This window comes from Streptomyces sp. NPDC058697, from assembly GCF_042715345.1.
Lineage (GTDB): Bacteria > Actinomycetota > Actinomycetes > Streptomycetales > Streptomycetaceae > Streptomyces > Streptomyces liliifuscus.
Genome location: NZ_JBHXSU010000004.1, coordinates 284,629 through 298,911 on the forward strand (window position 1 = coordinate 284,629; position 14,283 = coordinate 298,911).

Here is a 14,283-nt window from a genome sequence, read left to right on the forward strand (position 1 = left end):
GAACACCTCCGGGCGAGGCCGGGCCGTGACTCGCCCGGAGGTGGGTCCTCGCCCGCCGCCCGGAGGTGCGTCCCCGTCTACAGGCCGACGTCCCGGCTGCGGATGTCCTCCAGCGACTCCCGGCGGACGAGAAGCCGGGCGTGACCGCGGTCGACGGCCACCACGGGCGGGCGTCCGACCAGGTTGTATCCCGAGGCCATGGAGAGGTGATAGGCACCGGCGACCGGCACGGCCAGCAGGTCGCCCGGGTGTACGTCACCGGGCAGCCGGACGTCGGAGGCGAGGATGTCGCCCGCCTCACAGTGCCGGCCGACCACGGTCACCGGCGTCGGCTCCGCGGTGGAGTGGCGTCCGATCAGCCGGGGCGCGTACCGCACTCCGTACAGCGCGGGGCGCGGGTTGTCGCTCATCCCGCCGTCGACGGCCACGAAGATGTGGTCGGCGGTCCGCTTCACCGCGAGCACGTGATAGAGGGCGAGGCCCGCCGGTCCGGCGATGGCGCGCCCGGGCTCGATGAGCAGCCGCGGCACCGGCAGCCTGGCGGCGGCGCAGCTCTCGACGAGTTCGGCGCGCACCTTGCGGGCCAGCGTGGTGAGGTCGAGTGCCTCCTCCCCCGGCCGGTAGGCGATGCCGTGACCGCCGCCCAGGTCCAGTTCGGGCAGTACGACACCGTGGGCGTCGCGCAGACGGGCCATCAGCCCGACCATGCGTCGTACGGCCGCGAGATACGGCTTGACGGTGGTGATCTGCGAGCCCAGGTGGCAGTGCAGGCCGGTGAGTTCCAGTTGGGGCTGGTCGAGGATGCGGGCGATGGCGTGCTGGGCGTAGCCGTCGGTGAGGGTCAGGCCGAACTTCTGGTCGTCCGTGCCCGTTCGGATCTTCTCGTGGCCGCCCGCGCTGATACCGGGGACGACCCGCACCATCACCCTCTGGTGTCCACCGGTGCCGACCGCCGCCGCGAGCCGCGCGATCTCCGACGGGCTGTCGATCACGATGCGTCCGACGCCCAGCCGCAGCGCGGTCTCCAGGTCGTGCGGCGACTTGGCGTTGCCGTGCAGCACGATCCGCTCGGGCGGGAAGCCGGTGGTGACGGCGAGTTCCAGCTCACCGGCGGAGCACACGTCCAGGCCGAGCCCCTCCTCCTCGACCCAGTGGGCCATGGCACGGCACAGGAACGCCTTGGCGGCGTAGAGGACTTCGGCCTCGGGAAAGGCGTCCCGGTAGGTGCGGCAGCGTGCGCGCACCTCGCTCTCGTCGAGTACGTAGACGGGCGTGCCGAAGCGGTCGGCGATCTCGGTGAGGGGTACGCCGCCGACGGCGAGGTCTCCCCGGTCCTGGCGGGCGGTGGAGGCGGGCCACACCGACAGGTCGTCGGCGCGGGTGGTGACGGCGGGCTCGTGCACTGTGGTCATCGCGGTTCCCTTTCCGGCCTCAGAAGGTCCGTACGGCCCGTACGGCGCGGGTGGTCGCCCCGCTCGCGCGCGGCACCTCGGCGGCCCGCGGATCCCATGCGCGGGGTGCGGCACCGGCCGGGGGTGCGGAGAACTGGGGGTCCACGGTGACCGTGGTGACGCCGAGGGGTTCGGTGAGGGCGCGGAGTACGGGCTCGGCGAGGCGGATCCAGGCCTGCCCGTCGCCGAGGGTGGCGGTCAGGAGCTCCCTGCTGGTGAAGCCGACGGCGGTCCGGGCTCCGAGGGGTGTGCGGAACAGCCGGGTCGAGCATCCTGCTGGTCCCGGCCGGACGGGTACGTACAGGGGTCCGGCCGGGAACCGTTCTGAGGGCTCGGGGTCTTCGGCGCACACAAGGTCTGTCATGGGATGCCTCCTGGAGGATCCGGGTGGTGGAGCGTGATGGCGCCCCGGCGCGGGGAGGCGAACCCGGGGCGTGCCACGAAGGTATGCCCGCTTCCCCCGGCTCCCTGGGCCGCCGACGCGCTTCATGACGCGATGCTGACGGGGAACCGCCACGGACTGACGGGACGCTGACGCGAGGGGACGCGGGGATGCCTGGGGGACGAGAAGATCCCGGGAGCAGACGGAAACGGCGAGGTCCCGCCGACCGTCGCGTCGGCGGGACCTGGGGCGGGCGTCCGGGCCCGGTTTCCTGCGGGTGGCCGGCTCAGGCCTGTGTCTCGGTGATGTTGACCATCCAGGGGATGCCGAACCGGTCCGTACACATGCCGAACACGTCTCCCCACATCTGCTTCTCGAGTGGGACGGCCACCGTGCCGCCGGCGGACAGCTTCTCCCAGTAGCCGCGCAGCTCGGCGTCGTCGTCACCGCTGAGGCTCACCGAGAAGTTGCCGCCCGGGGTGTACTTCATGCCCGGCGGGGTGTCGGCGGCCATCAGCGTGAAGCCGCTCGGGGTCTCCAGCATGCCGTGCATGATCTGGTCCGCTTCGGGGCTGTCCGCCATACCGGACTCCCCGAAGGTGTTGAGCGCCAGTGTGCCGCCCAGGACCTCCTTGTAGAACTCCAACGCCTGCCGGGCGTCACCGTCGAAGCTGATGTAGGGGTTGAGGCGCGAGGCCATGAAAACCTCCCAGAATGGGCCAAACGATCGGATCTGCGCAGACTAGCGCGGGCCACTGACAACGGCCCGTCGTAGCTGATGGGGAGCGCACGAAGGACAGGTGAACCGTGGGGGGCCTCGCCGCGCAGGGCGCATTTTCGGTCAGGAGGCACCCGGGCCCGGGCGATCGACAGGGACGGTTCGGGCTGTCCGGAGTGTCCCGGGCCTGCCTCTTACGCCATCCGTACGGATCTCGCCGCACCTGACGCCGTCCTGACACCCTGCCGGGCAGGGCTCCCCGGATTCGGGCCGCTCCCGCGCATACGCTCGCGCCGTGTTCAACGTGACGGGTCTGCTGAAACGCCTGGTGATCGGCAGGGCCAGGCGCAGTGAAGAGCTCCAGGAGACGCTGCTGCCCAAACGGCTCGCCCTGCCGATCTTCGCCTCCGACCCACTGTCGTCGGTGGCGTACGCGACGCAGGAGATCCTCCTCGTGCTCACCCTCGGCGGGCTCGCGTATCTGCACTTCACACCGTGGATCGCGGTGGCGGTCGTGTCGCTGATGACGGTGGTGGTGCTCTCGTACCGCCAGGTGGTGTACGCCTACCCGAGTGGCGGCGGCTCGTACGAGGTGGTCTCCACGAATCTCGGCCCGTCGGCCGGTCTGGTGGTGGCGGCCTCGCTGCTCGTCGACTACGTGATGACGGTGGCCGTCTCCGTCGCCTCGGGGGTCGACAACATCATCTCGGCGATCCCCCAACTGGCCGACTACCGCGTCCCGTTGGCGCTGGCCTTCGTGGCGGTCCTGACCGCCATGAACCTGCGCGGCACCCGCGAGTCGGGAAATGCCTTCGCGGCGCCGACGTACCTGTTCATCGGCGGCGTACTGATCATGGTGGGGACCGGTCTGGTCCGCTATCTGCTCGGTGACGCGCCGGTCGCCGAGAGCGCGAAATACGGAGTGACACCGGAGCCCGGGGACGCGCATCTCGCCGGGCTGGCGCTGCTGATGCTGGTGCTGCGGGCCTTCTCGTCCGGCTGTACGGCGCTGACGGGTGTGGAGGCGATCTCCAACGGCGTACCGGCGTTCCGCAAACCCAAGTCGCGGAACGCGGCCGCCACGATGGTGGCGATGGGGGCCATCGCGATCGTCATGTTCGTCGGTGTCACGACGCTCGCGATCGTCTCCAAGGTGCGCATCACCGAGGACTCCTGCCGGCTCACCGGCCTGGACGGCAACTGCGAGAGCCATACGCAGCGCACGGTCATCGCACAGATCGCGGCCGCGGTGTTCGGCGGTGAGAACAGTGTCGGTTTCTACTTCATCCAGGCGGCCACCGCGCTGGTGCTGGTCCTTGCCGCGAACACCGCGTTCAACGGCTTCCCGCTGCTCTCCTCGATCCTCGCCCAGCACCGCTATCTGCCGCGTCAGCTGCACAACCGCGGCGACCGGCTCGCCTTCTCCAACGGCATCGTGGCCCTCGCGGTCGTCGCCGGTCTGCTGCTGTGGGGCTTCCGGGCGAACGTCACGAACCTCATCCACCTCTACATCCTGGGCGTGTTCACCTCGTTCACGCTGTCGCAGACGGGCATGGTCCGGCACTGGAACCGTGAGCTGCGCACCACGACCGACCCGGCATCGCGCCGACGCCACCACTCGGCGCGGCTGATCAACGCGCTGGGCGCGGTGGTCACCGGCCTCGTCCTGGTGATCGTGCTCGCCACGAAGTTCCTGGAGGGCGCATGGCTGGCGGTGCTCGCAGCGATCGTGCTCTGGGTGATGATGCGGGGCATCCGCAGGCACTACGACGCCACCGCCGCGGAGCTCGCCGTGACGGACCCGCGCGAGGAACTCGTCCCGCCCTCACGGGTGTTGGGCATCGTGCTGGTCTCGACACTGCACAAGCCGACACTGCGTGCACTGTCGTACGCGCGTGCCTTCCGGCCCGACCGGCTGGAGGCGCTGACGGTGTCGGTGGACCGCGACGAGGCCCTCGCGCTGCGGGAACGCTGGGAGGAGTACGGCATCGACGTGCCCCTCAAGGTCATCGACTCGCCCTACCGCGAAGTGACCCGGCCGGTGGTCGGCTATGTGCGCTCACTGCGGCGGGAGAGCCCGCGGGACGTCGTGGCGGTGTTCATCCCCGAGTACGTCGTCGGTCACTGGTGGGAGAACCTGCTGCACAACCAGTCCGCCCTCTGGCTGAAGAGCCGTCTGCTGTTCACGCCCGGCGTGATGGTCATCAGCGTGCCCTGGCAGCTGAGCTCCTCGGCACACGCCGACCGTCCCACCCCCCGGGCACCGGGCTCGGTCCGCCGCGGCGAGCCGGCACCCACGAAATGAGACTACGAAGGGTGACGGGTGGTTGCATTCCGGACGGGCGCCGTACGACACGCGTCAATTTCACCGGCCGGAGAGTCAGCGAAGCATCAAGTCGCTCCCACCGCGTGACGCGCGTGCCTACCGTCGCCGCCATGTCTCGACGTATCGAGGGGCCCGCGTCCGGCCGTTTCCCCGATGTGCCGGCGTACGACGACGGCACATGGGTGCACGACCGCGCGTGGGCGGGCGAGGCGCGCTCGGCCGTGGGCTGTGCCGCGCTGATGCTGGGGCTGCTGCTGGTGTGCGACGCGGGTTCGGGACACCTCACAGCGTTGCGGTTCCTGCTGTGGGCGACGCTGGCCTTCGCCCTGTTCGCCGTGCTGCTGCCCGCCCGCGTGTCCGCGTGCGAGGGCGAGCTCGTGTGCCAGGGCCTCTTCGGACACCGGTCCGTGTGCACGGACCGGCTCGTGGCGGTGTGCCGCTCGGACGGAGTGGCCCAACGCCTCGTCCTGCGCGACGAGTTCGGCGGACGCGTCGAGTTCGATCCCCGGGTCCTGGCCGCCAACCCCGCGCTGTGGCGGCTCCTGGACGAGGGCGCGCGGGCCTCGGCGGCGGGCGGCTCGCTCGTCTGCGGCACGACGGAGCTGCGCCGCCTGTCGGAACGGCTCGACCGGGAGACGGCTCGGACGGTGTTCCGGATCTCCGGTCTCGAGTAGCCGCCGCTTCGAGCGCTTCGAGCGCTTCGAGCGCAGCTACTCCGCACTCCCCGGCTTCGTCGCCACCACCATCCGGCAGCGGGGGCTCCCGTCACTCCTGCGCCCGAACTCGGGGAGGGCGTACAGCTCCACCGAGAAACCGGCGCGGGCGAGTTCCCGTCGTACGTCGTCGAGGCGGAAGTCCCGGTAGTACATGACGAACGGGGGCCGCCACACGGCGTTCCGTACGCGCATCGCCGCGTCGAAGCCGAGCAGGGCCCAGTAGCCGCGTGAGCCGGGGCGGGCGGGGGCCCCGATCGGGAAGGCGAACCGCCCGCCGGGCCGGAGCACCGAGTGGACCTGCGCGAACAGCCCCGGCAGTTCCCCGGGCAGGAAGTGCCCGAACGCCCCGAAGCTCACCACCAGGTCGAAGGCCGGCCCGAACGGGAGGGCGCGGGCGTCACCGCGTACCCAGGCGGTCGGCGGCCCGCCGGGACGTGCCGCCCTTTCCCGGGCCACGGCGAGCATGCCGGTGCTGATGTCGACGCCGGTGACCTGCTCCCGGCACACCGTCCGCAGCACGTCCATGCCCGCGCCGGTGCCGCAGCACAGGTCCAGTCCTCGCTGGAACGGGCCGATCCTTCTGAGTGCCCGTGCGACGGATCGCAGTACCGAGTCCGGCGTACGGAAGGGGGTGTGGTCGAACTTCGGTGCGAGCAGGTCGTAGCCGTGCTCGACGGACGACAGTGCCTGTACGGCGAGTTCGCGGAACGTGGGGCCTTGCGGGGTGAACATGGCTGTTCAGCGTAGGCGTTCCACTGGGGTGCCGTGATTTGTCTGCGGGTTCGTTGTGGCTGGGCGCGCAGTTCCCCGCGCCCCTTCGGGGCGCGCCTCCCGCCCAGGCTCTGGCCATGGCGTGGTCTTCCCCAGGCCTCGGTCGCGCTGTCACTCTCGATCTATGAACTCCTTCCGTCCCGCGCCGGCCTGGCTGGCCGATGCCGTGTTCTACCAGATCTATCCGCAGTCGTTCGCGGACTCGAACGGCGATGGGATCGGTGACTTCGACGGCGTCGCCGAGCGTCTTGACCATCTGGAGTGGCTGGGGGTGAACACGGTCTGGCTGAACCCGTGCTTCGTCTCGCCGTTCGGGGACGCCGGGTACGACGTCGCCGACTATCTGAACGTGGCTCCGCGCTACGGATCCAACGACGACCTGGCGAAGCTCGTCGACCTGGCCGGCCGCCGAGGCATCCGGGTGCTCCTCGACCTGGTCGCCGGGCACACCTCCGCCGAGCACCCGTGGTTCAGGGCCTCGGCGAACGATCCGGACGACCATCGCTACATCTGGGCGCCGGAGGGACGGTCAGGGGGCACGCCGGAGGGGTTCGTGGCCTCGCCGGGCAGTCGGTCGGGCGCGTATCTACCCAACTTCTTCGACTTCCAGCCCGCTCTCAACTTCGGTTACGCGCGCGAGAGTCCGGCCGAACCGTGGCGGCAGCCGGTGGACGCGGAGGGGCCGCGCGCCAACCGTGAGGCCCTGCGCACGATCATGGACCACTGGCTGAGCCTCGGCCTCTCGGGCTTCCGCGTCGACATGGCCGCCTCGCTCGTCAAGGACGACCCGGACAAGGCCGGGACGAGCGGGATCTGGACGGAGTTGCGCCACTGGCTGGACCGTACGCACCCGGACGCGGTGCTGCTCTCGGAGTGGGGCGAGCCCGAGGTGTCGGTTCCGGCGGGGTTCCACACGGACTTCTTCCTCCACTTCGGCGGCCCCACCGACGGCCTGGCGCTGCGCTCGCTGTGGAGCAACGGCACCGGCACCGTCAATGACACCTGGGACCCGCTCGACTGCTTCTTCGACCCGAGCGGCCAGGGCTCGCCCCGCCCCTTCGTCGAGGCCTGGCAGCGGGCCTCGTCCGCCCTGGGCAGCAGCGGCTTCATCTCCCTGCCCACCGCCAACCACGACTTCTCCCGCCTCAACTGCGGCCCCCGTACGGCCGAACAGCTCCCCGCCGCCTTCGCCTTCCAGCTCACCTGGCCCACGCTCCCGGCCATCTACTACGGCGACGAGATCGGTATGCGCTACGTCCCGGACCTCCCCGACACCGAGGGCAGCGTGCTCGGCCCGCGCTACAACCGGGCGGGTTCCCGCACTCCCATGCAGTGGGACGACGGCCCCAACGCGGGCTTCTCGACGTCCGACCACCCCTACCTGCCGGTCGACCCGGCCCCCGACCGCCCCACCGTCGCCGCCCAGCGCGCCGACGACAGGTCCCTCCTCCATCTCGTACGCCGTCTCATCGCCCTCCGCACGACGACCCCGGAACTCGGGTCGGGCGGCTCGGTCGAGATCCTGCACGCCGGATACCCGTTCGTGTACGTGCGCGGCGGACGGTATCTCGTGGTCGTCAACCCCCAGCAGGGGCAAGCGAGTTACCGCCTCGACGGCGTGCGGCCCGGCCGAGCCCTGGAGTCGTCCGGTGTCGCGATCGACGGCGACACCGTCACGGCTCAGGGCTTCGGGTTCGGGATCTTCGACGTGACCGGGTAGTCCGGCCGTCAGAACAGGGCCATGGCTCAGCTCCCCAGCCGGAGGCCCGCGAGCCAGGCGTCCGGGCCGCTGTCACGCCCGTCGCCGCCCGTGCTGTGATCGGCCGGTGGTTTCGCCGCGTGGGGCACGGGCTGCCGGCGCCGCGGCGACAGCAGGGCAAGGAGCTTGTCGGCGCGCCGGACGGGGGCGGCGGGCGTGGTGGGGTCGGTGGCGGTCATCGGAGCCTCCGGTGTCGTCGGGTGCTTTCACCCCACCGACGAACCGCTCCTACGCCGATCGACACTCCGCGAGGCGCTTTTCCAGGAATCGCCGCTCGGCGTCGTTCTCCACCAGCTCCAGTGCCTGCTCGTACGCCTCGGCCGCTTCCGCCATGCGTCCCGTGCGCCGCAGGAGGTCCGCTCGGGTGGCGGGCAGCAGGTGGTAGCCGGCCAGATCGCCCGCCTTCTCCAGTTCCGCCACCAGGGCCAGGCCGGCTTCGGAGCTCTCGGACATGCCGACGGCCACCGCGCGGTTCAGCCGGACGACATCGGACGGCACGTGGCGAGCCAGCTCTCCGTACAGCGCGGCGATGTCGGCCCAGTCCGTCTCCTCGGCGGTGGCGGCGGTGACATGGCAGGCCGCGATGGCGGCCTGGATCTGGTACGGCCCCGGCCGCCCCCGGCGCAGCGCCGTCTCCAGCAGGGCGGCGCCCTCGTCGGCCTCGGCCCGGTCCCAGGCCGTACGGTCCTGGTCCTCCAGGGTGACCAGGTCACCGGCCGCGTCCACGCGGGTGTTCCGCCGGGCGTCGTGCAGCAGGAGGAGCGCGAGCAGGCCGAGGACCTCGGGCTCGTCGGGCATGAGCCGGGCCAGCACCCGGGCGAGCCGGACGGCCTCCGCGCAAAGGTTCCTCCGCAGGAGATCGGCGCCGGACGTGGCCGCGTACCCCTCGTTGAACAGCAGGTACACCACGCCCAGCACGCCGGTCGTCCGCTCGGGCAGCAGATGCGCGGGCGGTACGCGGTACGGGATGCCGGCGTTGCGGATCTTCCGCTTGGCGCGCACGAGGCGTTGCGCCATCGTCGCCTCGGGGACGAGGAAGGCGCGGGCGATCTCGGGCGTGGTGAGCCCCGCGAGGGTGCGCAGGGTCAGGGCGACCCGGGCCTCGATGGGCAGCGCGGGGTGGCAGCAGGTGAAGAGCAGCCGCAGCCGGTCGTCCGTCACCCCGCTGTCGTTGTCGAAGTCCGGGTCGTGCGGGTCGAACGGTCCCCCGTCGCGTGCCAGCACAGCCGCCTCCCGCAGTTTCGCCGCGCCCACGGCCTCCCGGCGCAGCACGTCCAGGGCGCGGTTGCGCGCGGTCGTGGTCAGCCAGGCGCCGGGGCGGCGCGGTACTCCGTCGCGCCGCCACCGGTCGAGGGCCTGGGCGAAGGCGTCCTGCGCGCACTCCTCGGCCAGGTCCCAGTCGCCGGTCACCCTGATCAGGGTGGCGACGACCTGGCCCCATTCCTCTCGGAAGGCGGCGGCGACGGCCTCCTCGACGCCGTCCGCGCCTTGGTTCTCGTTCACTCCCAGACCGGCCGCACCTCCACCGAACCGCCGCCGAGCGCGGCGGGATGCCTGGACGCCAGCGCGATGGCCTCGTCGAGGTCGGCGACCTCGATGATGTCGAAGCCGGCGACATACTCCTTGGACTCCACGAACGGCCCGTCGCTGAGCAGGACTTCGTCGCCCTGGACGCGCACGGTGGTGGCGTCGGTCGCCGGCCGCAGCCGCGCGCCGCCCTTCACCACGCCGCTGGTGCGGACCTCGTCGATGTACGAGGTGAAGCGGGGGTCGTCGGCGATCTCCTCGGGGCTGAGCTCCTCGCCGCCGACGGGGGTGCAGATGAACATCACGTACTTCATGATCCGGTCCTCCTCGATTCCCTCTGTTCCTGGTCCCTGCACCCCACCGACGAACGGGCCGGCGCCGGATCGACACATCCCCATGATTATTCGGGCGAGCCGACTTCACACCCTCGGTTGCACCCGTTTCACACCCGCTGTGGCACCCGTACGGGAAGTGCCCGGACGCTGTTGCCCACGAAGCTGGAGTGGCGGGCCAGGTCCGCCTCGGGCAGAGCCAGGTCGAGGCCGGGGAAGCGCGTGAACAGCCGCTCCAGGGCGATGGTGGACTCCAGACGGGCCAGCGGGGCGCCGAGGCAGTAGTGGGCGCCGTGGCCGAGGGACAGATGGCGGGTGGTGCCGGGCCTGGCGGGTCTGGTGACGTCGAAGCGGTCCGCGTCGGGCCCGTGCGCGGCCGGGTCGCGCCCGGCGGCCGAGTAGCCGGAGAGGACGGGCGTGCCCCGCGGAATCACGGTCCCGTCGACCGTCAGGTCCCGCACCGGATAGCGGAAGGGGAAGTAGCTGACGGGCGCGTCCCAGCGCAGGGTCTCCTCGACCACGTCCGACCAGCTCGCCTCGCCGATCGTGACCCGTTCCAGCTGGTCCCGGTGGCCGCACAGGGCACGTACGGCGTTGGTGATGAGGTTCAGCGTGGTCTCGTGCCCGGCGATGATCATCAGTACCAGGGTGCCGATGAGTTCCTCGTGGGTGAGCCGGTCGCCGCCCTCGTCGCGGGCGGTGATCAGCGCGCTGGTGAGGTCGTCGCCCGGCCGCTCGGTGCGGTCCGCGACCACCGCGCCCAGCACGGCCAGCAGCTCCTTGTTCGCGGCGAGGGCCGTCTCGGGCCGGATGTCGGTGGCGACGACCTGGTTGGAGAGGTGGTGCAGCCGGTCGCGGTACTCGGCGTCGACCCCGAGCAGTTCCCCGATGACGCCCATCGGCAGCGGCAGCGCGAAGTGCTCGCGCAGATCGGCCACTCCCCCGCCCTGTTCGGCCGCGCGGTGCAGGCCGTCGAGCAGACGGTCCGTCAACTCCTCGATTCTGGGCCGCAGTTGCTCGACCCGCCGGGCGGTGAACGCCTTGCTGACCAGTGAGCGCAGCCGACGGTGGTCGTCGCCGTCCGCGGTCGTCATCCCTCGTACGGTCGCGAAGGTCGTCAGGGGCCATCCCTTGGCTATCCGCCCCTCCCGCAGCGCGGTGAAGTGGCCTGCGTCCTTGGCGACTTCGGGGTGGGCGAGGAACTCCTTCAGCGCCTCGTGCCCGAGGACCGCCATGCCCTCCACACCGCCGGGCAGGACGACCGACGCGACGGCGCCGCGCGCGAGGAGGCGCGCGTTGTCGGCGTGCGGGCAGCCGCCGGCGGGGTCCATCCGGTGCGGTGGCGTGGCGGGGGTGTCCAACCCGGTGTTCATGGCAGGGGTGCTGTCCAACCGAATCTCCTGACTGTCGTCGGCGAGCCGCCCTCGCCGCCGTCCGTGACCGCCTGTGACCGTCACAGGAAGGGGGTGCCCGGGTCGACTCCCGACAGGACGCGGCCGTAGATCTCCAGGTTGGTGGCCGGGTTGACGAAGGAGTGCAGGGACAGGGCGTTGATGTCACGGGCGATGCGCTGCATGGGCACCTCCTGCTGGAGCGAGGAGGCACCGGAGGCGGAGGCGAGCAGATCGACGGCCTCCTTGCAGAGGCGGGTCAGATAGCCGCTCTCGGCCCGGATCCTGGCCCGCTCGGGCAGGCTGTACGGGGAGCCGTCGCGGGCCTTGGTCTCGATCTCGGCCGTCAGCCGGGCCGCCACCAGCTCGGCGCTGGAGATCCTCATCTGCGCCTCGGCCGCCTGGAGATGCGTGACGGTGGCCTCGTTCTGCCGCTCGTGGAAGGTGTACGTGATGCCGCGCCGGTGGATGCGCTCGCCGAACTCCGTCATCGCCGCCCGGGCCAGGCCCAGTGCCACCGGAGCGGCCCAGGCGCAGAACAGCAGCAGCACGGGCATGCGGTAGAAGGGGTCGTCCGCGTTGGCCTTCGACGGGATCTGTCCGGCGAGCATCGGGCCGACCGGAAGCACGCGATGGGCGGGGACGGGAATGTTCCGGGCCACGACGGTGTTGCTGCCAGTACCGGCGAGACCTGTGACATGCCAGTCGTCCAGGATCTCCAGCTCGGACATCGGCACCGCGGCCCAGACCATCTCGGGCGGCCCTTCCGGCGGCGAACCGTCGGCGGGCGTGACCGCGGCCGTCAGCAGATGCCAGTCCGCGTGATGACAGCCGGTAGCGAAGGCCGAGGCGCCGTCCACCCGATAGCCCCCGTCGTACGGCACCGCCGTGGCGCCGGGGACGAGCGTGCCGCCGACCCTCGCGTCGGGGCCGCTCGGGCCGGTGAAGAAGTCGTCCTGCGCCTCGTCGGGGAAGAGCGCCGCGATGTACGAGACACCCGCCTGACTCAGTGTCATCCACGCCGTGGAGCCGCACTCGACGGCGATCTCCGCGAAGGCGTCGACCTGTGTGCGCAGCGGGGTCTGGTAACCGCCGTAGCGGCGCGGGACGTTCATCCGGTGGATGCCGGTGCCGGTCAGCGCGGCGACGACCTCGTCGGGCACACGTCGTTCCCGCTCGGCCCGAAGCGCGTTCCGCCGGATCAACGGCCGCAGTTCCCTTACGCGTTCGACGATCCCGGCATCGACCATGCCGACCACCGTGACGCGAGGCATCTCCCCTGTCAACGCCCTGGGATCCGGCCGTCCGGCCCCCGCCGGAGGGAGTAGTGCTACAGTGCCATCAGCACTTGTGTACGCCTCCTTCTGGGGCGCCGGTGCTGAACTACCTCTCATCCAGCTGATCAGCCCGTCCCTTCCGACCGGCGAAGCAGCTTCTCCGCACCACCTCTCCTCGTACAGGCACAACGCGTGCGAGTCGTGCGACTCCTACGCCGTGTCCGGTCACGGGCTTCGCGTCCGCCGTACACGGCGTGGCGCGGCACGAGAGGTGATGTCTCCGCCGCCGGGGTGTGTCCATACCGCCCCAGATCCGGCCTCTCCCCCATCCCTCATGACCACATGAACCGTCCGCGAAAGGACACCCACCATGACCACCACACTCGAACGCCCGCCCACTCCCGTCACACAGGAGCAGGCCACCGGCGTACTCGACATCACCTCGAACGGGCAGGGCCACCTGCGGGCCCAGAGCCTGCTTCCCGGGCCCTCCGACCTCCAGGTCTCCGCCGCGCTGATCCGCCGACACGGACTGCGCAAGGGCGACCTCGTCGAAGGCGTACGCGGCAAGCAGCGAGCCCTCACCGAGGTCCAGCGGGTCAACGGCCTGCCGGCAGCGCAACTGCGTGGCCGCCCGCACTTCCATGACCTGACCCCGCTGCACCCGCGCGAGCGGCTGCGGCTCGAACACCCGGCGGGCGGTGCGACCACCCGCCTCATCGACCTGGTCGCGCCGATCGGCAAGGGCCAGCGCGGTCTGATCGTCGCCCCGCCCAAGACCGGCAAGACCGTGCTGCTCCAGCAGCTGGCCGCTGCCGTCGCCGGCAACCACCCCGAGGCGCATCTGATGGTGGTACTCCTCGACGAGCGGCCCGAGGAGGTCACCGACATGCGCCGTTCCGTACGGGGTGAGGTGCTCGCCTCCACCTTCGACCAGGCTCCCAAGCAGCACATCGCGCTCGCCGAGCTGGCCGTGGAGCGCGCCAAGCGGCTGGTCGAGGCCGGCCAGGACGTCGTGATCCTCCTCGACTCGCTCACCCGGCTGTGCCGGGCGCACAACAACGCGGCCGCCACCAGTGGCCGCACCCTCAGCGGCGGTGTCGACGCGGCCGCGCTGCACGGGCCCAAGCGGTTCTTCGGGGCCGCGCGCCTCACCGAGGAGGCCGGCTCGCTCACCATCATCGCCACCGCCCTCGTGGAGACCGGCTCCCGCGCCGACGACTACTACTTCGAGGAGCTCAAGAGCACCGGCAACATGGAGCTCCGCCTGGACCGCAACCTCGCGTCCCGCCGGATCTTCCCCGCCGTCGACATCACCCCGTCCGGCACCCGCCGCGAGGAACTCCTCGTCCCGGCCGCCGAGTTGGGGACCGTACGAGGCCTGCGACGCGCCCTGCTCTCCCGCGGGGACGCGCAGGCCGGCCTTGAGACGCTGCTGGACAAGCTGCGCCGGACCCCGGACAACGCGACGTTCCTGAGGCAGGTCCAGCCGACCGTGCCCGCGGACCAGTAGACCTGGACCTCGCGGGGCCGCCCCGGACCGGGCAGGACCACGGCCGCTGCGGCATCCGGGTGCTCGATGCCGCCGCCCGGCCCGGGCAGCCGGGGATGCGACCTGCGCGTTCCTAGGTTG

Annotated in this window: 13 protein-coding genes; 4 read left to right on the top strand and 9 right to left on the bottom strand. The window is 71.3% G+C overall.

Features of this window, described 5'->3' with window-relative positions:
• Positions 1 to 77: 77 nt before the first annotated feature.
• The 3 genes from lysA to ACFWXQ_RS12170 form a co-directional block, all read right to left on the bottom strand.
• Positions 78 to 1,412, bottom strand: a complete 1,335-nt coding sequence (gene lysA / locus ACFWXQ_RS12160; protein ID WP_386268094.1) for a diaminopimelate decarboxylase — start codon at positions 1,410 to 1,412, stop codon at positions 78 to 80.
• A 19-nt stretch (positions 1,413 to 1,431) separates the two neighbouring features.
• Complete coding sequence (locus ACFWXQ_RS12165) at positions 1,432 to 1,815, bottom strand: SAV_915 family protein (RefSeq protein WP_383956520.1); 384 nt, start codon at positions 1,813 to 1,815, stop codon at positions 1,432 to 1,434.
• A gap of 304 nt (positions 1,816 to 2,119) precedes the next feature.
• A complete protein-coding gene (locus ACFWXQ_RS12170) occupies positions 2,120 to 2,533 on the bottom strand; it encodes a VOC family protein (protein WP_383956517.1) in 414 nt (137 codons plus the stop codon).
• Between the two features lie 313 nt (positions 2,534 to 2,846).
• On the opposite strand from ACFWXQ_RS12170, the gene ACFWXQ_RS12175 reads away from it, so the two are divergent.
• Positions 2,847 to 4,856, top strand: coding sequence for an amino acid permease (locus ACFWXQ_RS12175; protein ID WP_383956514.1), 2,010 nt, complete (start codon positions 2,847 to 2,849; stop codon positions 4,854 to 4,856).
• 131 nt (positions 4,857 to 4,987) lie between these two features.
• Entirely contained in the window at positions 4,988 to 5,551 is a 564-nt protein-coding gene (locus tag ACFWXQ_RS12180) for a hypothetical protein (protein ID WP_384091887.1), read from the top strand.
• A 36-nt stretch (positions 5,552 to 5,587) separates the two neighbouring features.
• Here the strand turns inward: ACFWXQ_RS12180 and ACFWXQ_RS12185 are convergent, their stop codons facing one another.
• Positions 5,588 to 6,325 carry a class I SAM-dependent methyltransferase gene (locus tag ACFWXQ_RS12185; protein WP_383953207.1) on the bottom strand — a complete coding sequence of 246 codons (738 nt, stop codon included), beginning with the start codon at positions 6,323 to 6,325 and terminating at the stop codon, positions 5,588 to 5,590.
• 163 nt (positions 6,326 to 6,488) lie between these two features.
• On the opposite strand from ACFWXQ_RS12185, the gene ACFWXQ_RS12190 reads away from it, so the two are divergent.
• Complete coding sequence (locus tag ACFWXQ_RS12190) at positions 6,489 to 8,084, top strand: alpha-amylase family glycosyl hydrolase (RefSeq protein WP_383953205.1); 1,596 nt, start codon at positions 6,489 to 6,491, stop codon at positions 8,082 to 8,084.
• Between the two features lie 26 nt (positions 8,085 to 8,110).
• Here ACFWXQ_RS12190 and ACFWXQ_RS12195 read toward each other — a convergent pair whose 3' ends face one another.
• The 5 genes from ACFWXQ_RS12195 to ACFWXQ_RS12215 all read right to left on the bottom strand — a co-directional run bounded on the left by ACFWXQ_RS12195 (position 8,111) and on the right by ACFWXQ_RS12215 (position 12,647).
• Positions 8,111 to 8,302, bottom strand: a complete 192-nt coding sequence (locus ACFWXQ_RS12195) for a hypothetical protein (RefSeq protein WP_383953203.1) — start codon at positions 8,300 to 8,302, stop codon at positions 8,111 to 8,113.
• Between the two features lie 49 nt (positions 8,303 to 8,351).
• Positions 8,352 to 9,626, bottom strand: coding sequence for an RNA polymerase sigma factor (locus ACFWXQ_RS12200; protein WP_383953201.1), 1,275 nt, complete (start codon positions 9,624 to 9,626; stop codon positions 8,352 to 8,354).
• Entirely contained in the window at positions 9,623 to 9,964 is a 342-nt protein-coding gene (locus ACFWXQ_RS12205; protein ID WP_055616712.1) for a YciI family protein, read from the bottom strand. The genes ACFWXQ_RS12200 and ACFWXQ_RS12205 overlap by 4 nt, the downstream gene beginning before the upstream one ends.
• Before the next feature lie 128 nt (positions 9,965 to 10,092).
• Entirely contained in the window at positions 10,093 to 11,355 is a 1,263-nt protein-coding gene (locus ACFWXQ_RS12210; protein ID WP_383953209.1) for a cytochrome P450, read from the bottom strand.
• Positions 11,356 to 11,435: 80 nt separating this feature from the next.
• The gene (locus tag ACFWXQ_RS12215) at positions 11,436 to 12,647 is read right to left on the bottom strand and encodes a flavin-dependent monooxygenase (protein WP_383953199.1); all 1,212 of its coding nucleotides are present in this window, start codon (positions 12,645 to 12,647) and stop codon (positions 11,436 to 11,438) included.
• A 373-nt stretch (positions 12,648 to 13,020) separates the two neighbouring features.
• Here ACFWXQ_RS12215 and rho point away from each other — a divergent pair, with 373 nt between their 5' ends.
• Entirely contained in the window at positions 13,021 to 14,163 is a 1,143-nt protein-coding gene (gene rho / locus ACFWXQ_RS12220) for a transcription termination factor Rho (RefSeq protein ID WP_383953197.1), read from the top strand.
• Positions 14,164 to 14,283 lie beyond the last annotated feature (120 nt).